Origin of the sequence: Streptomyces sp. NRRL B-1347, from assembly GCF_000720325.1 — a bacterium.
GTDB lineage: Bacteria > Actinomycetota > Actinomycetes > Streptomycetales > Streptomycetaceae > Streptomyces.
Map to the genome: position 1 here is coordinate 209,946 of NZ_JOJM01000001.1, position 22,089 is coordinate 232,034.

Annotated in this window: 20 protein-coding genes; 16 read left to right on the plus strand and 4 right to left on the minus strand. The window is 74.7% G+C overall.

The features are described from left to right. Nucleotides 1–5: 5 nt before the first annotated feature. Nucleotides 6–845, minus strand: coding sequence for a helix-turn-helix domain-containing protein (locus IG74_RS0100935; RefSeq protein ID WP_030667841.1), 840 nt, complete (start codon nucleotides 843–845; stop codon nucleotides 6–8). A gap of 55 nt (nucleotides 846–900) precedes the next feature. Here IG74_RS0100935 and IG74_RS0100940 point away from each other — a divergent pair, with 55 nt between their 5' ends. From IG74_RS0100940 to IG74_RS0100955, 4 genes are all read left to right on the plus strand, one after another. Continuing rightward, complete coding sequence (locus tag IG74_RS0100940) at nucleotides 901–1,968, plus strand: ADP-ribosylglycohydrolase family protein (protein WP_030667843.1); 1,068 nt, start codon at nucleotides 901–903, stop codon at nucleotides 1,966–1,968. A gap of 68 nt (nucleotides 1,969–2,036) precedes the next feature. After that, nucleotides 2,037–2,396 (plus strand): 4a-hydroxytetrahydrobiopterin dehydratase, encoded by a 360-nt coding sequence (locus IG74_RS0100945; RefSeq protein WP_030667846.1) that lies wholly within the window; start codon nucleotides 2,037–2,039, stop codon nucleotides 2,394–2,396. Between the two features lie 20 nt (nucleotides 2,397–2,416). Then, on the plus strand, nucleotides 2,417–3,160 hold the full coding sequence (locus IG74_RS0100950; protein WP_030667850.1) for a class I SAM-dependent methyltransferase: 744 nt from the start codon (nucleotides 2,417–2,419) through the stop codon (nucleotides 3,158–3,160). A 115-nt stretch (nucleotides 3,161–3,275) separates the two neighbouring features. After that, nucleotides 3,276–4,244 (plus strand): class I SAM-dependent methyltransferase, encoded by a 969-nt coding sequence (locus tag IG74_RS0100955; RefSeq protein WP_051854417.1) that lies wholly within the window; start codon nucleotides 3,276–3,278, stop codon nucleotides 4,242–4,244. Between the two features lie 38 nt (nucleotides 4,245–4,282). Here IG74_RS0100955 and IG74_RS0100960 read toward each other — a convergent pair whose 3' ends face one another. Continuing rightward, complete coding sequence (locus tag IG74_RS0100960) at nucleotides 4,283–5,008, minus strand: bleomycin resistance protein (protein ID WP_030667855.1); 726 nt, start codon at nucleotides 5,006–5,008, stop codon at nucleotides 4,283–4,285. Between the two features lie 121 nt (nucleotides 5,009–5,129). Between IG74_RS0100960 and IG74_RS0100965 the strand changes: the two genes are divergently transcribed. The 4 genes from IG74_RS0100965 to IG74_RS47560 are packed head-to-tail and all read left to right on the plus strand — an operon-like array spanning nucleotide 5,130 to nucleotide 12,675. Next, nucleotides 5,130–5,486 carry a CU044_2847 family protein gene (locus IG74_RS0100965; protein WP_030667859.1) on the plus strand — a complete coding sequence of 119 codons (357 nt, stop codon included), beginning with the start codon at nucleotides 5,130–5,132 and terminating at the stop codon, nucleotides 5,484–5,486. Between the two features lie 8 nt (nucleotides 5,487–5,494). Beyond that, nucleotides 5,495–7,219 (plus strand): trypsin-like peptidase domain-containing protein, encoded by a 1,725-nt coding sequence (locus IG74_RS0100970; RefSeq protein WP_158857371.1) that lies wholly within the window; start codon nucleotides 5,495–5,497, stop codon nucleotides 7,217–7,219. Between the two features lies 1 nt (nucleotide 7,220). After that, nucleotides 7,221–8,267, plus strand: coding sequence for an AAA family ATPase (locus IG74_RS0100975; RefSeq protein ID WP_030667865.1), 1,047 nt, complete (start codon nucleotides 7,221–7,223; stop codon nucleotides 8,265–8,267). After that, complete coding sequence (locus tag IG74_RS47560) at nucleotides 8,257–12,675, plus strand: tetratricopeptide repeat protein (RefSeq protein ID WP_051854418.1); 4,419 nt, start codon at nucleotides 8,257–8,259, stop codon at nucleotides 12,673–12,675. Before IG74_RS0100975 ends, IG74_RS47560 begins: the two co-directional genes overlap by 11 nt. A gap of 15 nt (nucleotides 12,676–12,690) precedes the next feature. On the opposite strand, the gene IG74_RS0100990 is transcribed toward IG74_RS47560, so the two are convergent. Next, nucleotides 12,691–13,482 (minus strand): aldo/keto reductase, encoded by a 792-nt coding sequence (locus IG74_RS0100990; protein WP_051854435.1) that lies wholly within the window; start codon nucleotides 13,480–13,482, stop codon nucleotides 12,691–12,693. A gap of 325 nt (nucleotides 13,483–13,807) precedes the next feature. Here IG74_RS0100990 and pqqA point away from each other — a divergent pair, with 325 nt between their 5' ends. From pqqA to IG74_RS0101030, 8 genes are read left to right on the plus strand one after another with little or no spacing between them, the layout of a single operon-like run. Beyond that, entirely contained in the window at nucleotides 13,808–13,939 is a 132-nt protein-coding gene (pqqA, locus tag IG74_RS48675) for a pyrroloquinoline quinone precursor peptide PqqA (RefSeq protein WP_063761197.1), read from the plus strand. A gap of 9 nt (nucleotides 13,940–13,948) precedes the next feature. Beyond that, on the plus strand, nucleotides 13,949–14,863 hold the full coding sequence (gene pqqB / locus IG74_RS0101000; RefSeq protein WP_030667881.1) for a pyrroloquinoline quinone biosynthesis protein PqqB: 915 nt from the start codon (nucleotides 13,949–13,951) through the stop codon (nucleotides 14,861–14,863). Between the two features lie 11 nt (nucleotides 14,864–14,874). Then, on the plus strand, nucleotides 14,875–15,603 hold the full coding sequence (gene pqqC, locus IG74_RS0101005) for a pyrroloquinoline-quinone synthase PqqC (protein WP_037824226.1): 729 nt from the start codon (nucleotides 14,875–14,877) through the stop codon (nucleotides 15,601–15,603). Between the two features lie 6 nt (nucleotides 15,604–15,609). After that, nucleotides 15,610–15,882: a pyrroloquinoline quinone biosynthesis peptide chaperone PqqD gene (gene pqqD / locus IG74_RS0101010; protein ID WP_030667901.1), complete on the plus strand. Its 273-nt coding sequence runs from the start codon at nucleotides 15,610–15,612 to the stop codon at nucleotides 15,880–15,882. Further along, nucleotides 15,879–17,006, plus strand: coding sequence for a pyrroloquinoline quinone biosynthesis protein PqqE (pqqE, locus tag IG74_RS0101015; protein WP_037824156.1), 1,128 nt, complete (start codon nucleotides 15,879–15,881; stop codon nucleotides 17,004–17,006). The genes pqqD and pqqE overlap by 4 nt, the downstream gene beginning before the upstream one ends. Beyond that, on the plus strand, nucleotides 17,003–18,211 hold the full coding sequence (locus IG74_RS0101020; protein WP_030667907.1) for a glycoside hydrolase family 88/105 protein: 1,209 nt from the start codon (nucleotides 17,003–17,005) through the stop codon (nucleotides 18,209–18,211). The genes pqqE and IG74_RS0101020 overlap by 4 nt, the downstream gene beginning before the upstream one ends. A 7-nt stretch (nucleotides 18,212–18,218) precedes the next feature. Then, on the plus strand, nucleotides 18,219–19,004 hold the full coding sequence (locus IG74_RS0101025) for a hypothetical protein (protein WP_030667910.1): 786 nt from the start codon (nucleotides 18,219–18,221) through the stop codon (nucleotides 19,002–19,004). 53 nt (nucleotides 19,005–19,057) lie between these two features. Then, nucleotides 19,058–20,158, plus strand: a complete 1,101-nt coding sequence (locus tag IG74_RS0101030) for a PQQ-dependent sugar dehydrogenase (RefSeq protein WP_030667912.1) — start codon at nucleotides 19,058–19,060, stop codon at nucleotides 20,156–20,158. Between the two features lie 16 nt (nucleotides 20,159–20,174). Here IG74_RS0101030 and IG74_RS0101035 read toward each other — a convergent pair whose 3' ends face one another. Next, nucleotides 20,175–21,998: an AMP-dependent synthetase/ligase gene (locus IG74_RS0101035; protein ID WP_030667915.1), complete on the minus strand. Its 1,824-nt coding sequence runs from the start codon at nucleotides 21,996–21,998 to the stop codon at nucleotides 20,175–20,177. Between the last annotated feature and the right edge of the window lie 91 nt (nucleotides 21,999–22,089).

Here is a 22,089-nt window from a genome sequence, read left to right on the forward strand (position 1 = left end):
CCCGCCTACCCCTGGTCCTGGAGGTACTTGACCGTCGCCGGGTCGGCCGGCAGCAGGGTCTCGACGGCCAGCTCGGCGACGGTCACGTCCATCGGCGTGTTGAACGTCGAGATGGACGAGATGAAGGACAGCACCCGGCCCTCGTGCTCGATCCTGAGCGGCAGCGCGAAGTGCGGCACCTGCCCGTCCGCCGCCGTGTCCTCGCCCGGGTCCGCCACGGGGTAGGCCGCCACCTCCTCGTACAGCGCGCGCAGCGCGTGCGAGCGCTGGAGCGCGATCTGCCGCTCCATCTGGTGCAGCAGGTGCCCGCGCCACTCCCGCAGATTGCGGATCTTCGGGGCGAGCCCCTCGGGGTGCAGCACGATCCGCATCGCGTTCAGGGGCGGCGCGAGCAGGCGCTCGGGCAGGCCGTCGAGGAGCGCGGCGATGCCGCGGTTCGCGGCGACCACGTCGTACGTCGCGTCGACGACCAGGGCCGGGAACGGCTCGTAGCCCTGGAGCAGCTGCTCAAGGCCCGCGCGCAGCGCGCCCATCGCCGGGTCGTCGAGCGGGGTCTGCGGGAAGCGCGGCGCGTACCCGGCGGCCAGCAGCAGCGCGTTGCGGTCGCGCACGGGCACGTCCAGGTGCTCGGCGAGCTTCAGGACGAACTCCTCGCTGGGCTTGGAGCGGCCCGTCTCCACGAAGCTGATGTGCCGCGCCGACGAGTCCGCGCGCAGCGCGAGCTCCAGCTGGCTGACCCGCCGCTCCTCGCGCCAGCCGCGCAGCAGCGCGCCCACGTCGGACGCCGTGCCCGCGCGCGGGGCACCGCCTTTGCCGTTCCGCCTGCCGGCCGCGAGAGTTGTCATACCCCTGACGGTAATCGACCCCCCGACGGCGATCGAGAAGAGTGGTGCGACCGACATGAACAACCCGTGGGACCCGCTGTCCTGGGAGGCCGCGGCCGTCTACCGCGCGCGCGTGCGCGGCTGTCTGCTGGGCGGCGCGCTCGGGGACGCGCTCGGCTACGCGGTCGAGTTCGACTCCCTCGCCGCCATCCGGGCCGCCCACGGCCCGCACGGCGTGAGGGGTCCGCTGACCGACGCCGACGGGCTGTGCCGGATCAGCGACGACACGCAGATGACGCTGTTCACCGCCGAGGCCCTGGAGCTCGCCCACGCGCGGGAGCGCCGCAAGGGCATCGGAGGCGCGGCGCCCCGGCTCGTCCTGGAGGCGTATCTGCGCTGGCTGGACACGCAGCACCGGCCGGGGCCCGTAGCGGAGGCGCGCGGCGGCCTCGCCGCGCAGCCCTGGCTCTACGCCCAGCGCGCGCCCGGCGAGGCCTGCCTCAGCGGTCTCGCCCACGCCTACGCCCCCGACCCGCGCGCCCCGCTCGGCCCGCGGGGGCCGGTCAACCCGGAGTCCAAGGGCTGCGGCACCGTCATGCGCTCGGCGCCCTTCGGGCTCACCCGCGCCCCCGCGGGGCGGGCCTTCGAACTCGCCGCGCGCTGCGCGCAGATCACGCACGGCCACCCCACCGGCTCCTACGCCGCGGGCGCGCTCGCCGCGATCGTGGCCCACCTGGTCGCGGGGGACTCCCTGGAGGGCGCGGTCCTGCGCACCCTGCGGCTGCTCGCCCGGTACCCCGGGCACGAGGAGACGTCCACCGCGCTCACCCGCGCCGTCGACCTGGCCGCCGACGGGGCGCCGGACGCGACCCGGGTGGAGTCCCTGGGCGCGGGCTGGATCGCCGAGGAGGCGCTCGCCGTCGCGGTGTACGCGGCCCTGGCCGCGCCCCGCGTCGAGGACGCCCTGACCCTCGCCGTGAACCACTCGGGCGACAGCGACTCGACCGGCTCGGTCTGCGGCAACCTCCTCGGCGCGCTGCACGGCGACCACGCGCTGCCCGGCGACTGGCTGAAAGTCACCGAGGGCAGGGCGGCCATCGCGGCGCTCGCGGACGATCTCGCGACGGAATGCTCGCGCCGCTGAGTCCCCGCCTGCGAATCGCTGTGGCAGGCTGACAACAGACCCCCGACACCAAGGTGAGGAGCGCGGCCATGCCCCTTGAACCGCTGTCGCAGAAGGAGATCGAGGACCGGCTCGCCGAACTGCCCGGCTGGTCGCTCACCGGGACCACCGAGAGCACCGGGAACGCTGAGAGCACCGGGAGCACGGAAGCCTCCGGGAGGAGCCTCACCCGCTCCTACCGGCTCGGCTCGCACTACGCGGCCACCGCGCTCGTCGTCCACATCTCCCAGGTGCAGCAGGAGCTCGACCACCACGCGGACATCACCCTCGGCTATGACACGGTGGCGCTCGCGGTGCGCACCCACAGCGCGGGCGGCGCCCTCACCGAGCGCGACTTCGAACTCGCCCGCAGGGTCGAGGAGCTGGCGCCCGGGCACGGTGCCGCGTGACGTCGGGAAGCGGCGGCGTGATGCTCGACTACGGCAAGGAGGCCGTCCGGTACGACGCGTCGCGCGGCGGTGAGCCACGGGCCGCCGCCGCGGCCGCCGCGGTCCTCTCGCTGCTGCCGCCGGGCACCCGCACCCTGCTCGACGTGGCCTGCGGCACGGGCCTCGTCACCCGGCGGCTCGCCGACCGGCCGGGCCTCGCCGTGACCGGCGTGGACGCGACGTACGCCATGGCCCGCATGGCCGCCGAGCGCGTCCCCGGCGCCGTCGTCCTGGGCGACAGCCGCCGACTGCCGTTCCCCGACGGCGCGTTCGACGCGGTGGCCACGGTGTGGCTGCTGCACCTGTTCGCCCGGCCGGAGGAGGCCGGGGCGGTGGTGGCGGAGTGCGCCCGGGTGCTCAGGCCCGGCGGCCGCTTCGTCACCACCGTCGACAAGGCCGCGTCGCACGACGTGGGCAGCGACATCGACGCCGCCCTCGCGGGCCGCCCGGTCCGCACGCCCGTGGACGGCGCGGCCCGCGTCGAGGGCTACGCCGCGGCGTGCGGGTTCGTCCCCGCGGGCCGCGCCCGCTTCACCGGGCACGGCCAGGGCCGCAGCCCGCGCAGCACCGCCGAGGACCTGTTCCGCGGCTGGTTCACCAGCATTCCGACGGACAGCGCCATGGCGCGGGGGTACGCTGCGCGGCTCGCGGAGCTGCCGGACCAGGACGTGCGGCGGCCCGACCCGGAGTTCGCGCTGCGCGCGTTCACGAAGAGCGCCTCCTGACCGCCCCGGAACGGCACCGCTCGGTTTGCCGAAACAGCAACGGAACTGGCCGTCCTCGGCAAGCCGACGCAGGCTGGCAGCGTTCGCGAAGACCAGGTGAGAGGGCGGCGGAACGATGACGGCGTACGAGACCGAGACCGAGACCGACGGACACGGCTCCCACGGCTCCCATGAGGGCCACGGCCATGGACACAGCCACGGGCACGGCCACAGCCACGGCGACCACGACATCGACTGGGCCGAGATGGCCCCCGTACTGGAGCAGAACGCCGAGGTCACCGCCCCGGTGTACCGCCAGGCCGCCGCGTGGCTGCGGGAGCTGCGCGCGGCGGGCGCCGAGCCCTCCCTGGTCGTCGACGCGGGCAGCGGCCCGGGCGTGGTCAGCTGTCTGCTCGCGGAGGCGTTCCCCCAGGCCGAGGTGGTCGCGGCGGACCCGGAGCGGGCCCTGCTCGACCGGGCCGAGGCGCGCGCGGCCCGCCTGGGGCTCGGCGGCCGGGTGCGCGCGCACCGCGCGGAACTCCCCGACGGCCTGGGCGAGCTGCCGCCCGCCGACCTGATCTGGGCGGCGCGCTCCGTGCACCACGTGGGCGACCAGGTCGCCGCGCTCACCGCGCTCGGGGAGCGGCTCGCGCCGGGCGGCGCGCTTGCGGTCCTCGAAGGCGGCCTGCCGCCGCGCAGCCTGCCGCGCGACATCGGCATGGGCCGCCCGGGCCTGCAGGCCCGCCTGGACGCGGCCAACGAGCAGTGGTTCACGCGCATGCGCGCCTCCCTGCCCGGCGCCGCGGAGGTCACGGAGGACTGGGCCGCGCTGCTCGGGGCGGCGGGCCTGCGCCACGTGGCGACGCGCACGTTCCTGCTCGACCTGCCCGCGCCCCTGGACGAGCGGGCGCGGGCGCACGCCATCTCCACCTTCGAGCGCTACCGCGACCTGGCGGCCGCCGAGGGGCCCGAGGAGCTCGCGGCGGACGACGTGGCGGTCCTGAACCGGCTGCTCGACCCCGATGACCCGCAGGGCCTGCACCGCCGCAGGGACATGTTCCTGCTGGTGGCGCACACGGTGCACGTGGCGGTGAAGGAGGGCTGACCCGGGCGCCCGGGGCGCCCCGCGGCCGGTGGTCCGCCCTACGACCGCAGCTCGTCGAGCCGGGCGAGCGCGTCGCGCACCGCCTCCCGCTCCTCATCGCCGAGCCCGTCCAGGGCGGCGTCGTCGAGCCCGATCCCGGCGGCCCGCTCCAGGAGGTGCCGCGCGCGCTCGTCGTCCCCCTGCCGCTGGGCGATGTCCCCGCGCAGCACGAGCAGCCGCAGGTGCTGCGCGGGCGTGGGCCGCTCGTCCGTCAGGCCGAGGGCGCGGTCGATGACCTTGGCCGCGCCCGCCAGGTCCTCCTTGGAGTCGACGAAGAGGTCGGCGACGTGCAGCGCCCGCGCGAAGGTCTCCTTCGGCGCGGGCCGGTGGCTCTGGTCCTCACCGATCTGCTGCCCGACGCGGATGCTGTTGCCCGCGGGGTCGGTCAGCAGGAACTGCCGCACGCCGTACGACATGTCCTTCAGCGGCCCGATCCGGGGCAGCCCCCGCCTCGGCACCTTGCCGTACGCGGCCTTGAGCCCGGCCCGGAACGTCGCGTACAGCGCGTCCACGTCGTCGGTGAGGACGTAGCACCCCGAGTACGAACCGGCGGGGTCGTACTGCTTCATGCCGAAGAACTGGAGCTCCACGGAGCCGCGTTCGACGACGGCGTACGCGTACGGGCTCTTCTGGAGGTAGGTCGTCTCGAAACCGAGGGCGGTGTAGAAGTCGACGACCGGCTGGACGGACTGACAGGGGAGCAGCGGGATGGTTTTCTCAGCCATCCCGCCAGTCTAGTCAAACTTGAATAATTGGCGGGCGGGGATGCGTATTCACGCGCCGTGGCGGACGTAGATTTCGCCACTTCGCCCTTAGGGAAGGCCACTTGGGGCTACGTTCTGCCGCATGAGGGAGCTGATGCGCTGGGAGTCCGACGACGGGCCCGTCGTCGTGGAGGTGGACTCGCGGGACGTGGGCTACCGGTCCGTCTCGCGCCGGGACGAGGACGGGATCCGGGAGGTGGAGGGCCGCTTCGAGGCGGCCCTCGGCAATGTGCGCGGCGCCGCGCTCTCGGCGCTCCGGACGTTCCGGGAGCGGGCGCTCGACCCGGACGGGATCGAGCTGGAGTTCGGCGTGAAGCTGAGCGCCGCCGCGGGCGCCGTCATCGCCAGGACCGCCGCCGAAGGACATCTGACGGTCAAGCTGACGTGGTCGAAAGGGGACGCCCCAGGGGGCGCGGAAGGCGCCGCGCGGGGCGAATAATGGCGGACATGCACTGGCGTGCCCGCATCCGCGCGGTCGGCGGCGGCCCGCCGTTGGGGGCGGGCGTGCTGGTCGACGGCGAGCGGGTGATCACCTGCGCCCACGTCGTCGACGGCCGCGACGAGGTCCGCGTGGCCCTGCCCGGAGTCGCCGGTGAGGAACCGGCGCGCGTCGTGTGGACGGGCCGCTGGCGTGAGCTGGGCGACCGCGGCGACATCGCGGTGCTCGCTCTCGACCGCCCCGTGGCCGTGCCGCCCTGCGCCCTCGCGCCCCTCGGCGCGCTCCGCCCGGACCGCGGCCGCGCCGCCCACGTGCTGCGCGCCCTCGGCTTCCCCGAGGGCCACGAGCGCGACGGCACGTACGTCACGGTGACCACCAGCGCCGACCGTCAACTGCACGGCGAATGGCTGGAGCTGGACGTCGACAAGGCCCATCTGCGGCGCCTCGGCGAGGGGTTCAGCGGCGCCGGGGTGTACGAGCCGGTGACCGGGGAGGTCGTCGGCATCGTCACCGACGCCGATCTGGAGGGTGAGCGCGGGGGCGCGCAGGGCCGCATGCTGCCCCTGGAGACCGTCCGCCGCCACTGGGAGGGCCTGGACGACCTGCTGCCCCTCGACTGGATGGAGCCCGCGCCGCGCCGCGAGCTGCGGGCCGTCTTCGACGGGGGCGAACTGAAGCCCGCCGCCGTGGCGTTGGCGGTGCGCCGGGCCTTCCCGACGTTCCTGCGGCAGCTGCCCGCCTTCCGGTCGCCGTGGCACGCCGTGCGGCACGTCGCCGAGGAGCTGACCGGCGAGGGCCGCGTCGAACGGCTGCTGCGCGAGCTGCGGGACCACGCGCCCGCCGCCGTCGCCGCCCGTCTCGCCGCCTGGCTGCGACGCTGGCAGCCGGAGCAGCCGGGCGCCGCCCCGGGCGGCCCGGAAGTGCGGGCCGCGCGCACCGGGTCCCTCATGGTCCGGGTGGAGCCGATGACGAAGGCCAAGAGCCTGGACCTGTCCGTGTGCGCCCTCGTCGACGGGGTCCCGGTCGGCCGGGCCGGACCCGTCCGGGTGCGCCCCCAGCAGCTGCGGACGAAGGTCGAGGCGCTCCTCGCCGAACAGGTCGGCGCCGTCGCCGCCTTCGACTGGATCGCGGAGTTCGTCGTGCCGCAGGGGCTCATGGGCGAGCCCTTCGAGGAGTGGCTGCTGCACGAGCCGGGCGCGGCCAGGCCCCGGCCGCTGCGGGCCGTGCCGGTCGTGGTCCGCCACACGGACCGCCTCAAACCCCTCATGGTCTGCCGCTTCACCCGTGAGCGCTGGGAGACCGTGCGGGCTCGCGGCGAGACCCGGCCCAAGCCCGTCGCCTGCTCCCTGACCTGGGACTACCAGGAGTTCTACGACTGGCTCGACGGCCAGGAGCAGCTGTGCGCCCTCGCGTACGCGGCGACGCCCGTCGACGCCTGGCTGTCGGCCGCGCTCGACATCGGCATGCCCATCATGCTGTGGCGGCGGCGCGACTGCGACGGACCGGGGCACGAGGACTGCGCGTCCGGCACCTTCCTCCGCCGGCTCACCGGGGCGGTGTCGGGACTCGACCCCGACCGGCTCCCGTACGAGGTCATGAGGTTGCGCAAGGAGGCCCGCTCCCCGGAGCGGGGCGGCGACGGCCACTGCGGGCACCGGCTGACGCTGTTCTGGGACGACCCGGAGCGCAGGCCCGATCCGCCGCTGGCCATGGGGAACAAGGAGAGGGGCTGAGGTGACCGCACACCCGTCGCACGCCTGGCACGTCTACACCGGCGGCCGCACCCCGCACGACCGCGTCGACCAGCTGCCCGACCCGCCGCCCTGGCGGCGCTTCACCGGCGGCCCGCCGCTGCCCACCCCGCCCGGCGACAGCGGCAACCGGCACGCCGCCGTCAGCTACCGCCCCGGTCCCGACGCCGTACGCCAGGTCAACGCCGCCCTCTACCTGCGCAGGCCGCTCCTGGTCACCGGCGCCCCCGGCACCGGCAAGTCGTCCCTCGCCTACGCCGTCGCCCACGAACTCGGGCTCGGCAAGGTCCTGCACTGGCCCATCACCAGCCGCGTCACCCTGCGCGAAGGCCTGTACGCGTACGACCCGCTGACCCGTCTGTACGCCGCCGGGCGCGCCCGCGAAGGGGCCGCGGAGCCAGCGGCGGCCGACGACATCGGCGACTATCTGCGCCTCGGCCCGCTCGGCACCGCCCTGCTGCCCTACGCGCGCCCCCGGGTGCTGCTCGTCGACGAGATCGACAAGAGCGACATCGACCTGCCGAACGACCTCCTCACCATCTTCGAGAAGGGGTCGTACGAACTCGTCGAGCTGGCCCGGCGCGCCGAGCCCACCGCCGAGGTGATGACGGCCGACAGCACCACGGACCGCGTCGAGATCCGCGACGGCACCGTCACCTGCCGCGCCTTCCCCTTCGTGGTCATGACCAGCAACGGCGAGCGCGAGTTCCCGCCCGCGTTCCTGCGCCGCTGCGTGACCGTCGACCTGAAGCAGCCCGCCACCGTCGAGGAGCTGACCGCGATCGTCAGCGAGCACCTCGGCGGAGTCGTCGGCGACGGCTCGGGCGCGCTGCCCCAGGGCGCGCACGACGTCATCCAGCGCTTCTTCGACCGGCGCGGCGGCGGGCTGCTCGCCAACGACCAGCTCCTGAACGCCATCTACATGTGCCATCATGCGGCCTTCGGTGAACCGCCGGAGTCCGTACGGGAGCTGGCCGACCAGGTCGCCCCGTACCTGAGCAGCGAGGCGACCGGCGCCGATGACGCTTGACCGGCTGCGCGCCACCCTTGAGGCCCTCGGCCCGCCGGTCACGCCCCTCGAACTCGCGGAGATGCTGTGGCTCGCCCGCCTGCTGCCCGAGGCCACCGAGAGCCCCGACGGCACCCGGACGCAGCGCCCGGGCGGACCCCGACTGCCGCCGGACGCCCTCGCGCCGGGCGGCGCACGGGACCCGGAGCACCGGCGCCGCCCGCGGCCCGGGCATCCCGACGACGACGCGGAGGAGGCCGCGGCCGAGGACGCCCCGCGGGCCGACGGGACCGGCGGGCGGCCCCTGCACCTGCCGCGCGGTGCCGCGCGGCCCGGCACCGACGCCGACGACGTGCTCGTGCCCGCCCCGCAGGCGCTGCGCCACGAACTCGCCATCCAGCGCGCCCTGCGCCCCCTCAAACGGCGCGTGCCGGACGCCCGCCGCCGCGTCCTGGACGAGGACGCCACCGCCGCGCGCGCCGCGGAGCGCGCGGGACGCCGCCCCTGGGTGCCCGTCCTGGTGCCCGCCGCCGACCGCCCGCTGCGCCTGGCCCTCGTCGTCGACACCGGCTCCGCCATGACCGTGTGGCGGCCGCTGGCGGGGGAGCTGCGGGCGGCACTCCAGCGCACCGGCGCGTTCCGCGACATCCGCCTCTGGTACGTCGCCGACCTCGCCACCCGCGTCGGCCTGCGGTCCGCGCCGGGCCGCCCCGCCGTGCCGCCCGCCGCCGCGGTCGACCCCACGGGGCGTCAGCTGACCCTGGTCCTCAGCGACTGCTCGGGCCCCCACTGGTGGGCGGGGCGCGCAGGCGAGGCCCTGCACACCTGGGCGCGGCGCGGGCCCACCGCCGTCCTGCAGCCGCTGCCCGAACGCCTCTGGCGGCGCACCGCGGCGCCCACCGTGCCCGGCCGGGCGATCGCGGCCCGGGCCCTCGCCCCGAACGCCGCGCTCCGCTTCCTCCCGCACCACGGCCGCGCCCACCGCCCCGCCGGGGCCCTGCCCGTGCCCGTCCTCGAACTCGCGCCGGAGTGGCTCGCCGACTGGGCCGCCCTGGTGACGGCGGCGGGCGACCGCCCCCGCGACACCGCCGTCACCTACGTCGGCGCCGCCCCGCCCGCCCCCGTCGAACCCCGCACCGACGAGGGCGACCTGCCGATCGCCGAGCGCGTCCTGCGCTTCCAGCTCGCCGCGTCCCGCACGGCCGCCGGGCTCGCCGCGCACGTGGCCCTCTCGGTGCCCGCGCTGCCCGTGATGCGCCTCATCCAGCAGCGCGTCACCCCCGGCTCCCGGCCGAGCGACCTCGCCGAGGTCCTGCTCAGCGGCCTCCTTGAACCCGTCGACCTGGAGCGCGGCCTCTACGACTTCGTCCCCGGCGCCCGCGCCGCCCTCATCGAGACCCTGCCGCGCCCCGAGTCCCTCGCCGTCACCGACCTCCTCACCCGTATCGGCGAGGAGATCGAGGCCCGCGCGGGCTCGGCCGTCCGCTCCTTCCGCGCGGTCGTCCCCGTCGCGGAAGGCACGGGCACCCGCCAACTGGGCGCGGCGGGCGCGCCGTTCGCGCTGGTCAGCGAGGAGGCGCTCGGGGTGCTGCGGGGGCGGGCGATCCGGGTGGCGGAGCGGCCGGCGGCGGCGCCCGCCCCGGTCGTGAGCATGCACGGGCGCACCATGTCGCTGGAGATCCACGACGAGGCCTTGGCCGAGTGGTTCGCCACGTCCGGCGAGGTGTCGGCGCCGCCGGGTCTGACGAACGTTCCCCCGCAGCACACCTTCGTGGGCCGGGCCGCGGAACTGCGGCGCCTGGACGAGGAGTTGCTCGCCCCCTGTCCGGCATCCGGCGACCTCCGCGCGGTGGTCGTGTGCGGCAGCACAGGGATGGGGAAGTCGGCTCTCGCCGCCTATTGGGGCACCCGTGAGTCCGTGCGCGCGTCGCTGAACCCGGTGTGGTGGCTGCGCGCGTCGACCCCGGCCGAAGGGCTGGCGGACCTCGCCCACGCCCTGCGGCCCGAGTCCGCGGACGCCATGTCGCGGGAGGAGGCGAGCGAGTGGGCCGTCGGCTGGCTGGCCGCGCACGACGACTGGGTGCTGCTCCTCGACGGCCCGGAGAGTCCTGCCGACGTCGCCGCGCTCCTGGAACGCCTGGGCGCGGGCGGCCGGGTCCTGGTCACCAGCAGACGGGCCGACGGCTGGGAGGGCGTCGGCCCGGTCCTGGAACTGGGCGTGATGCGGCCCGCAGAGGCCGTCGATCTGCTCCGTGCCCGCCTGGACCGGGACGTGGTGGAGGGGGACGCGCACGGCCTCGCCGAAGCGCTCGGGCACCTGCCGCTCGCCCTGTCGAACGCGGCCGCGTACATGGTGCGGGAAGGGGTGTCGCCCGCCCAGTACCTGATGCTCCTCGAACGCGACCGGTCCATCCTGAGCGAGGACCGGCCCGGCGTCGGAGACGCCATCCGGGCGGTCCTGCGTACCGTGGACGACCGGCTGGCACGCCGCGTCGTGAACGTGTTCGCCTGGCTCGCCCCCGAACCGGTCCCGCTGGGCCTGCTGTCCCGCATGGGCAGTGCCGCCGCTCTGGCCCGCGCCGCCGAGACGCTGGCGGGGCTCGGCCTCGTCAGCCGCGACGGCGACGCGCTGCGGATGCACCCCCTGGTGCAGGACGTCGTCCGCGAGCCGGACGAGAACGACGCGTGGCGCAGCGCGACGGCCCTCCGGGGCGCCCGGTTCGAAGCTGTGGCCTGCCTCGACGGCGCCCTGCCCGGAGGCGCCGAAGACCCCGCGACCTGGCCGCGCTGGCAGGCGCTGCTGCCGCACATCGACCACCTGGCCGAGCGATCGGAGCCCGAGAACGACTTCGCGGACCTCGCCCCCCTTCTGGAGGAGGCGGCGGACTTTGTCAGCGTGCAAGGAGAGGTGGAGCGCGGCATCGTCATGCTGCGCCGCGCGGTGGCGGGCAGAGAGCGCAAGGCCGGGGGCGTCTCCACGGAGAGCCTGCGCGCGACCCGGCGCCTCGTGAACGCGCTGCGGCGGGCGGGCCGCCTCGAAGAAGCGGTGCGCACGTGCGAGGAGGCGCGCTGGTTCCCTGCTCCGGACGCTCCGGAAGCCCTGCTCCTGCGGGTCGAACTCGCCGAGCTGAAACACCAGGCGGGCGAGCGGGACGAGGCGTGGCAGCAGTTCGCGAAGCTGCACGCCCTGGCCCGCCACGCCCTGCGCAGGCCATCCCCCGCCCTGTTCACCCCCTGCGCGGCCATCGCGGGCCTGGCCCTCACCCTCGGGGAGCCGCGCACGGCCGTGGAGCTGTACGAGGCCACCCTGGCCGCCGTCCGCCGGGAGCTGGGGGAGGACCATCCGGACACCCTCGCCGTCCGGGGCCGCCTCGCCGCGGCCCTGTACGCGGTGGGCGAGCGGGGGCGGGCCTCCCGCGAGGGGACGCAGGTCCTCGTCGACCTCACCCGGGTGTTCGGCGCGGACCACCCCCGGGTGATCAGCGCCCTCAGCGACGTCGCCCACGCCCTGGAGGGTTCGGAGGACGGGCTGCCCGATGCCATCAACGCGTACGGCGAGGCCCTGCGGCGCAGCCGGGCGGCGCGCGGCGAGGCGCACCCGGAGACCCAGCGCCTCTGGGGCCGTCTGGTCGACGCCGAGGTACGGGCCGGGAACCGGGAGAGCGCCGTCGAGGTGGCGGAGGAGTGGCGGTCGGCGGCGGCGGACGCGCTGGGCACCGACCACCCCGCCACCCTGCGCGCGTCAGCGCGCCTGGCCTACGCGTACGGGGCGAACGGCGACTGGAGCCTGGCCATTCCGACGTACGAGCGCACGCTGGAGCTCCAGCGCGAGGTGCTCGGCGAGGACTCCCCGGAGACCTGGGAGTCGTACGACCGCCTCGCCGCGCTCTTCGCGGAGGTGGGCGACGAGGACCGGGCGCTGCCCCTGTACGAGCGGGCGCTGCGCGCGCGGCGGGTGAGCCTGGGGGAGGAGCACGAGGAGACCCTGGCCGCGCTCGACCGCACGGCCATCGCGCTCCTCGGCAGCGGGCGCCACGAAAGGGCCGTCGAACTGCTCGACCAGGCGCTGGACGCCCGCCGCCGCAGGCTCGGCGAGGCGCACGCCGACGTGCTCAAGACGTACAGCTACCTCGGGTTCGCGCACCTGGAGGCGGGGGACCCCGCGCGGGCCGTCGTGACGTACCGCACCGCGCTGCACGGGTGCGCCCGCATGTTCGGCGAAGGGGACGCCCGCACCGTGGCGATGACCAGGAACCTCGTCGACGCGCACCTCTCCGGGGGCGACCGCTTCGGGGCCGTCGAGGTCCTGGAACACGCGGTGGCCGCCCTCGCGCCCGAACTCGGCGCGGACCACCGCGACGTCCGAGCCCTCAAGGACGAACTGGCCCGGTCGCGCCCCCGGGAGACCGGGGGCGCGACCGGGCCGTGATTCCGCTCGCGCGCCCTACGCGACGTGGAAGTCCGCCGGGTCGGGGCCGATCCGCCGGTCCTCGTTCAGCGCGCTGATCGCCGCCATGTCCTCCGGGTCGAGCTCGAAGTCGAACACCGTGATGTTCTCCTCGATGCGGGACGGGGTCACCGACTTGGGGATGACCACGTTGCCCAGCTGGAGGTGCCAGCGCAGGACGATCTGCGCCGGGCTGCGGCCGTGCTTCTGGGCGATCGCGACGATCGCCGGGACCTCCAGGAGCCCCTTGCCCTGGCCGAGCGGCGACCAGGCCTCGGTGGCGATGCCCTGCTCCGCGTGGTACTCGCGGGAGGCGCGCTGCTGGAGGTGCGGGTGCAGCTCGATCTGGTTCACGGCCGGGATCACCGACGTGGCGTCGATGAGGCGCTCCAGGTGCTCCGGAAGGAAGTTGGAGACGCCGATCGACTTGGCGCGGCCGTCCGCGAGGATCTTCTCGAAGGCCTTGTACGTGTCGATGTACGCGTCCTTGTCCGGCATCGGCCAGTGGATCAGATACAGATCGACGTAGTCGAGGCCGAGCTTGCTCAGGGACTCGTCGAACGCCTGGAGCGTCGAGTCGTACCCCTGCGCGCTGTTCCAGAGCTTCGTGGTGACGAAGAGCTCCTCGCGGGCGACGCCGGAGGCCGCGATGGCCTTGCCGGTGCCCGTCTCGTTCTCGTAGACGGCCGCCGTGTCGATGCTGCGGTACCCGGACTCCAGGGCCGTCGCGACCGCCCGCTCCGCCTCGTCGTCCGGCACCTGCCAGACGCCGAAGCCGAGCTGGGGCATCTCGATGCCGTTGTTCAGGATGATCGGGGGGACCTTGCTCACGGGCTCTCGATCCTTATGCGTCGTCGGGTGGTACGTCCATGGTCAACGATCAAAGGCCGTGCCGCATTCCTGGCGGGGGGCCCGGGCCGCGGCGGCCTCTTCAGAATGGCCAGATATGGCTCCGACCTTATCGGTCCGAACCATTGACCGCGTCCCGTCATGCCGCGACTCTGTTGCACGTCACTGAACGCAGGCCATCCATGTGAACACCCTACGCACAGCGGTGGTGGTGTATCCCAGTGGCTCCTGAACCCCCACTTCTTCAGGAAAGGCAGGCACGCCCATGAACAGCCACGACAAGGAGACGTCGGAGCTTCCCCCGGGCCCGACCGACCGCACGGCCTGGCAGACCCCCGAGTACACGGTCGTCGAGACCTCGCTCGAGGTCACCGCGTACCGCCTCGCCGACCGGTAAGCACGGACCGTGCTGCTGCAGGTGCTCGGCACCGCGGCGGGCGGCGGGCTGCCCCAGTGGAACTGCGCGTGCCCCGGCTGCGCCGGGGCCCGTGCCCACCCCGGGCGCCGCCGACGCCACGCCTGCCTCGCCGTCCGGGCGGGCCCGGGCCGCTGGTACCTCGTCAACGCGACGCCCGACATCGGCGAGCAGGTCGAGGACTGCCCCGAGCTGCTGCCCGACCCTGGGGCCGACGTCCGCCGCTCCCCCCTCGCGGGCGTCCTGCTCACCGACGCGGAGCTCGACCACACCCTCGGCATCGCCCGTCTGCGGGAGGCCCGCGACGGCGTGGACGTGGTCGCCACCGCGCCGGTGCGCCGCGCGGTCCGCGAACGGCTCGGCCTCGGGGCCGTGCTCGGCCCGTACACCACGGTCCGCTGGCGCGAGCTGACGGACACGGACACGCCCCTGGGCCGGGAGGCGGAGGTCGCCGTCAGCGCGGTGCCCGTTTCGGCCAAGCGCCCGCGCTACGCGGCCGACGCCACCGGGCCCGCGGCCGACGGGGACGCCTGGTCCGTCGCCCTGCGCCTGCGCGACACCCGCTCCGGCGCCACCGCCCTGTACGCCCCGGCCCTCGCCGCCTGGACCGACGCCTTCGAGCGGGCCGCCCGCGAGGCCGACCTCGTCCTCGTCGACGGCACCTTCTGGGACGACGACGAGCCGCTGCGGGCCGGGTTCTCCCGCACCACCGCCACCGGGATGGGCCATGTGCCGATCACCGGTCCGAGTGGTACCGCGCACCGGCTCGCACGCCTGCCGGGCCGCTGTCTGTACACGCATCTGAACAACACGAACCCCCTCGGGGACCCCGGCGCCGAACAGCACAAGCAACTCGCCGACCTGGGACTCGACGTCGCGGCGGAGCGGATGGTGATCGAGCTGTGAGCACAGCCACCCTGAACGGCACGGTGTCCGGCGAGCGCGAGCCGTGGACGCCCGACGAGCTGACCGAGCGGCTGCGGGCCGTCTCCGCCGAGCGCTACCACGACCGCCACCCCTTCAACGTCCGGATGCACGAGGGCGGCCTGAGCCCCGGCGAGCTGCGCCGCTGGATCGCCAACCGGTTCCACTACCAGCGCCACATCCCCGTCAAGGACGCCCTGATCCTGGCCAAGTTCGACGATCCGGGGCTGCGCCGCGGCTGGCTGCGCCGGATCCGCGACCACGACGGCGAGCGCCCCGGCGACGGCGGCATCGAGCGCTGGCTGCGGCTCGGCGAGGCGGCGGGCCTCGGCCGCGACGAGCTGGAGGACGCCTCCCGGGTGCTGCCGGGGGTGCGGCTCGCCGTCGAGGGATACGTCAACTTCTGCCGGCTGCGGCCCGCGCTCGACGCCGTGGCCGCCTCGCTCACCGAGCTGTCCGCGCCGGACCTGATGCGCACGCGGATCGTCGCGTTCGAGCAGCACTACCCGTGGATCGACGCCGACGGACTCGCCTACTTCCGCGGCCGGGTGGAACAGGGCGGCCGCGACGGGCAGGAGGCGCTCGGCCTGGTCCGCGCGTGGGCGCGCACCCGCGAGCAGCAGGAGCGGGCCGTGGCCGCGCTCGCCTTCAAGTGCGACGTGCTGTGGGCGCTGCTCGACGCCGTCGACCGGGGCCCCGCCGGGGCCGCACCGAAGGAGTGAGCCGCCGTGACCGACCTCGTACGACTCGACTGGCGGCCCGTGCTCGCCCGCTCGGTGCTGCTCCGGCACGACCGGGTGCGCGGCGTCGACCTGCTCGTCCTGCCCGAGCGGGTGGTGGTCCTGCGCGGCGCCGCCGGGAGCATCGTGGCGCTGTGCGACGGCGAGCGCGACGTGGAGGCGATCGTCGCGGACCTCGCCCGGCGCCACCCGGGAGCCCCGGTCGCTGCCGAAGTGCCCGTGTTCCTTGAGCAGTTGCGGGACGAGGGGTGGCTGCGGTGACCGCCGCCGCGCCGCCCCCGGCGCCCGGTCCGCCCCCGGCCCCGGAGCCGCCCTGGGCACTGCTCGCCGAGCTGACGCACGGCTGCCCGCTGCGCTGCTCCTACTGCTCCAATCCGACCAAACTGGTCAGTCGGTCAGCGGAGTTGTCCGGCGCGGAGTGGGCCGACGTCTTCCGGCAGGCCGGTGACCTGGGCGTCGTCCAGACCCATCTGTCCGGGGGCGAGCCGCTGTTGCGCCGCGATCTGCCGGGGATCGTCGCCGCCGCCGACGGCGCCGGGATCCACACCCAGCTCGTCACGAGCGGCGTCGGCCTGCACGAGGCCCGGCTCGCCGAGCTGCTTGCGGCGGGCCTGCGCAGCGTGCAGCTGTCCGTGCAGCACACCGACCCGGACGCCGCCCGGCGCATCGCCGGGGCGCGGGCGTCCGGCGCCAAGGAGCGGGCGGCCCGCCTCGTCCGCGCGGCCGGACTGCCGCTCGGCCTGAACGTGGTCCTGCACCGCGCCAACCTGGACGCGCTCGACGCCCTCGTGGAACTCGGCCTGGCCTGGGGCGCGGAGCGGATCGAGCTCGCCAACACCCAGTTCTACGGCTGGGCCCTGCGCAACCGCGACGCCCTGCTGCCGCACCCCGAGCAGGTGGCCCGCGCCCGCCGCTCCGTCGAGCGCTGGCGGGCCGAACTCGCCGGACGCATGGAGCTGGTGTGGGTGGCGCCCGACTACGTGGACGCCACCGCCAAGCCGTGCATGGGCGGCTGGGGCGCGGTGTCCCTGACCGTCGCGCCCGACGGCACGGTCCTGCCCTGCCCGGCCGCCGCCGAACTGCTCGGCGCGGCCGCCCCCAGCGTGCGGGACCGGCCGCTCGACTGGATCTGGCGGCACTCGCCCGCCTTCACGCGCTACCGGGGCGAGGCCTGGATGCCCGAGCCCTGCCGCTCCTGCGAGCTGCGGACGGTCGACTTCGGCGGCTGCCGCTGCCAGGCGTACGCCCTCACGGGCGACGCCGCCCGCACGGACCCCGCCTGCGGGCGCTCGCCCGACCACGGGATCGTGCGGGCCCTCGTCGACGCCGCGCGGGAGCCCGCGCGGGCCGCGGGCGGCTACGCCTACCGCGAAGGAGGATCATGAAGCGTTCCGGCATGTCCGTGGCGGCGTGCGCCCTAGCCCTCGCGGGACTCGTGGGACTCACAGGACTCGCGGGGACCGCCCCCGCGGCCCCGGCCGCGGCCCCGTCCGCGAGCCCCGCGGCCGCCGCGGCGCGGGCGGGCGCCGAGGACTGGTCCGTCGCCCTGGTCGAGTCCACCATGGCCCGCCACACGCCCGCGTCCATCGGCGGCTGGTCGTACCCCGTCGGGCTCTACCTCTACGGCCAGTACCGCACGTACCTGCGCACCGGCGACGAGCGGTATCTGACGTACCTCAAGGAGTACGTCGACCGGTTCGTCGACGAGGACGGGAACACCGCGCAGAAGTACAACAGCCTCGACAGCATGCAGGCGGGGCGGCTCCTGGTGGTCCTGCACCACGAGACGGGCGAGGACCGCTACCGGATCGCCGCGCGGAAGATCCGCGACCGCCTGAAGTCCTATCCGCGCACGTCCGACGGCGGCTTCTGGCACGCCGACACCGCGAGCCGCGCGCACCAGCTCTGGTCGGACGGCGTCTACATGGTGAACCCGTTCCTCGTCGAGTACGGCGAGGAGTTCGGCGACGAGGCGTACACCGACCGCGAGGCCGTCGCGCAGCTCACCACCTACGCCCGCCACCTCCAGGCGGACAACGGCCTGTTCCAGCACGCCTTCGACGCGTCGCGCACCGCCGCCTGGGCCGACAAGGAGACCGGCCGCGCCCCCGAGCAGTGGTGCCGGGCCATCGGCTGGTACGCGATGGCCGCCGTCGACGTCCTCGACGCCACCCCGAAGGGCGGGCCGGGCCGCGAGGAGCTCATCGCCACCGTGCGCAAGCTCGCGGCGGGCATCGCCCGCACCCAGGACCCGGCCACAGGACGCTGGTTCCAGGTCGCCGACAAGGGCGGCCGGGAGGGGAACTGGACCGAGACGTCCTGCTCCAGCATGTTCACCTACGCCCTCTCGCGCGCCGCCGAGAAGGGCTACGTCTCCGCGTCGTACCGCGAGGTCGCCCGGCGCGGCCACCGGGGTGTCCTGGAGCGGATCTCGCGCGGCCCCGACGGCCTGACCGACCTGACCGGCATCTCCGTCGGCACGAACGTCGGCGACTACGCCTTCTACGTCGCCCGGCCCCGGCAGACCAACGACTTCCACGGGCTCGGCGCCTTCCTGCTCATGCACGAACAGCTGCGGAAACAGAGGTGAGCCGGGCATGACCCCGTCGCGAAGGGCCGTACTGGGAGCGGCACTCGGCGCCGGAGTGCCGACCGCGGCGGCCACCGGGCGGCCGCCCGGCGCGCCCGTCGCCGGGTGGCAGCCGCGCTGGTCGCCGTCCGCCCGTGAGGTGGGCACCCGCGCCTTCGAGACCCTGGAGGACGACCGCGCGCACTCGCACCCGGCGGGCGGGCCGCACATCACCGCCGAGGGCGACGCCTTCCGCTTCAGCATCCACACCGTGGACCGGGACACCAGCGCCGACCGGCAGCGTCAGGAGGTCACCGGCTGCCGTACCGGCGACACGTATCTGACCTGGCGGAAGGGCCAGACCTGGCGGGTCACCTACCGCATGTTCCTGCCGGGTTCGCTCAGGGCGACGACGACGTTCACGCACATCATGCAGATGAAGCAGCCCGGCACGGGCAGCGCTCCGATCGTCGTGCAGTCACTGCGCCGCTCCGGCGGCAGGCAGACGATCGAGCTGAAGCTCTTCGAGCAGGACGTCGTGGTCGGCCGCACCGATCTGGAGCCGCTGCACGACCGGTGGACCGACGTCGACTTCCGGATCACGATCGGCGACGGCGCGGCGGGCTCCGTGCGCTGGATCCTCAAGAGCGGCGGCAAGACGGTCGTCGACGCGGCGGAGTCCGGCGTGGACACCTTCCTCGCCGACCGGGTGCGGCCCAAGTGGGGCATCTACCGCTCCCTCGGCGACACCTCCGGCTCGATCCGGGACACCTACATGCTCCTGACCGACCTGCGCGCCTACCAGCGCGTCTGAGCCGGCACCGCGCTCGCGCCGGCACGTCCCACTCCCCCTCACAGGAGGCACCCATGCACGGCAACAGCAGGTCGACCGCCAAGAGGGTGGCCCTCGCCGCCGGCGCCGTCCTCACCGCGGGACTCGTGACCCACGTGCCCCCGGCGGCGGCCGCGCCGCCCGCCCCGGCCGGTGAGCCCACCGCCATCAAGACCATCTCGAACGGCTGGACCATACCGTGGGGCACCTCCTGGCTGCCCGACGGCACGTCCGCGCTCATCACCGAGCGGGACGACTTCCGCGTCTGGTCGGTGTCGGCCGACGGCTCCGCGAAGAAGCAGGTCGGCACGGTGCCCGAGGCGCAGACCACCGGCGGCGAGGGCGGCCTCATGGGCGCCGCCGTCGACCCGCAGTGGGCGTCCAACCACTACGTCTACGTCATGCACACCGCGGCCGAGGGCAACCGCATCGCCCGCATGACCTACGACGGCTCCTCGCTCAGCGGCTACAAGGTCCTGGTCAAGGGCATCAAGAAGGCCAAGTACCACAACGGCGGCCGCCTCGCCTTCGGCCCCGACGGCCTGCTGTACGCCACCACCGGCGACGCGCAGGACCGCAACCTCGCCCAGGACAAGAACTCCCTCAACGGCAAGATCCTGCGCCTGACCCGGGACGGCGAGCCCGCCCCCGGCAACCCCTTCGGCACGCTCGTCTACAGCCTGGGCCACCGCAATCCGCAGGGCCTCGCCTTCGACCCGCAGGGCCGCCTGTGGGAGGCCGAGCTGGGCGACGCCACCAGGGACGAGCTCAACCTCATCAAGCCGGGCAAGAACTACGGCTGGCCCGCCTGCGAGGGCAACTGCAACGTGGCCGGGATGACCAACCCCAAGAAGACCTGGGGCGTCGCCGAGGCCTCGCCGAGCGGCATCGCCGTCGTCGACGGGGCGGTCTACATGGCGGCCCTCAAGGGCGAGCGCCTGTGGCGCGTCCCCATCAACGCCGACAGCGAGAACGTCGGCTCCGCCAAGGCGTTCTACGTCGGCCAGTACGGCCGCCTGCGCTCGGTGACCGCCGTGCCCGGCGCGCGGGCGCTGTGGCTGTCCACGACCAACGCCGACGGCAACGGCGGCCGTCCCGACGGCTCCGACAAGATCTTCCGCGTCTCGATCGGCTAGCGCGCGGCCCCCGGCCTCAGGGGTAGAGGGCCCCGACCTCGTCCGCGTACGCCTCCTCGATGGCCTTGCGCTTGAGCTTGAGCGAGGGCGTGAGCAGGCCGTGCTCCTCGGTGAACTGGTGCGCCAGGATCCGGAACGTACGGATCGACTCGGCCTGCGAGACCAGGGTGTTGGCGGCGACCACCGCGCGCCGCACCTCGGTCTCCAGGTCGGGGTCGCGCACCAGGTCGGCGGGGGAGAGCGGCGGCTTGTCGCGCATGGCGAGCCAGTGGTCGACGGCCTCCGCGTCCAGGGTGACGAGCGCCGCGACGTACGGGCGGTCGTTGCCGACGACGATGCACTGCGCGACCAGCGGATGGTCGCGCACCCGCTCCTCCAGCTGGGCGGGGGACACGCTCTTGCCGCCGGAGGTCACCAGGATCTCCTTCTTGCGGCCGGTGATCGTGAGGTAGCCGTCCTCGTCGAGGGCGCCCAGGTCGCCGGTCGCGAGCCAGCCGTCGTGCAGGGCCGCGTCGGTGGCCTTCGGGTCGTTGAGGTAGCCCTGGAAGACGTGCGGGCCGCGCAGCCACACCTCGCCGTCGTCCGCGATGTGCACGGTCGTGCCGGGCACGGCCTGGCCGACCGTGCCGTAGCGGGTGCGCTCGGGCGGGTTGGCGGTCGCGGCGGCCGAGGACTCGGTGAGGCCGTAGCCCTCGAAGACGGTGACGCCCGCGCCCGCGAAGAAGAGGCCGAGGCGCCGGTCCATGCCCGAGCCGCCGGACATCGCGTGCCGCACCCGGCCGCCCATCGCCTCGCGGACCTTGGCGTACACCAGCTTGTCGAAGAGCTGGTGCTGCATCCGCAGGGCCGTCGAAGGGCCGGGCCCGGTGCCGAAGGACTTGGCCTCAAGGGCGTCGGCGTACTTCACCGCGACCTCCACGGCCTTGTCGAACGGGCCCGCCCTGCCCTCCCGTTCGGCCTTGCGCCGGGCCGCGTTGAAGACCTTCTCGAAGATGTACGGCACGGCGAGGAAGAAGGTGGGCCGGAACGCGGCCAGGTCCGGGAGCAGCTCTGCCGCGCTCAGGCTCGGCTGGTGCCCGAGCTTGACCCGGCCGCGCACCGCCGCCACCTGCACCATGCGGCCGAAGACGTGCGCGAGCGGCAGGAAGAGCAGCGTCGACGGCTCGTCGCCGCGCTTGGCGTGGAACACCGGCTCCCAGCGCCGGATGACCGTGTCCACCTCGAACATGAAGTTCGCGTGGGTGAGGACACAGCCCTTGGGGCGGCCCGTGGTGCCGGAGGTGTAGATCACGGTGGCGACGGAGTCGGGCGTGACCGCGCGCCGGTGGCGGTGCACCACCTCGTCGTCCAGGTCGCGGCCCGCGTCGCCGAGCTCGCGCACCGCGTCCTCGTCGAGCTGCCACAGACAGCGGAGGAGCGGAAGCCGGTCCACGACCGAGCCGATGGTCATCGCGTGGTCCTCGTGCTCGACCATGGCCGCCGTGACCCCCGCGTCGTGCAGCATCCAGAAGACCTGCTCGGCCGACGACGTCGGGTAGACGGGGACGACCTGCGCGCCGACGGTCCACAGGGCGAAGTCGAACAGCGTCCACTCGTAGCGGGTGCGGCACATGATGGCGACCCGGTCGCCGAAGCGCACGCCCCGGGCGAGCAGGCCCTTGGCGAGCGCGAGGACCTCGTCGCGGAACTCCGCCGACGTCACGTCCCGCCAGCGGCCGTCGGCGCCCTTGCGGCCGAGCACGACGCGGACCGGATCCTCCAGGGCATGGTCGAAGACGGCGTCGGCAAGGCCGCCCACCCTCGGAGCCGACGCCAGGGGAGGGTTCGTGAACTCGCGCAATGGTGCTCCTTGTGGCGCTCCGCACAGAGCCGGTGACGGTACCCCACCCCGGACCCTTCCGGGAGGGGGGTGGGGAACGCGCCAATTGGCA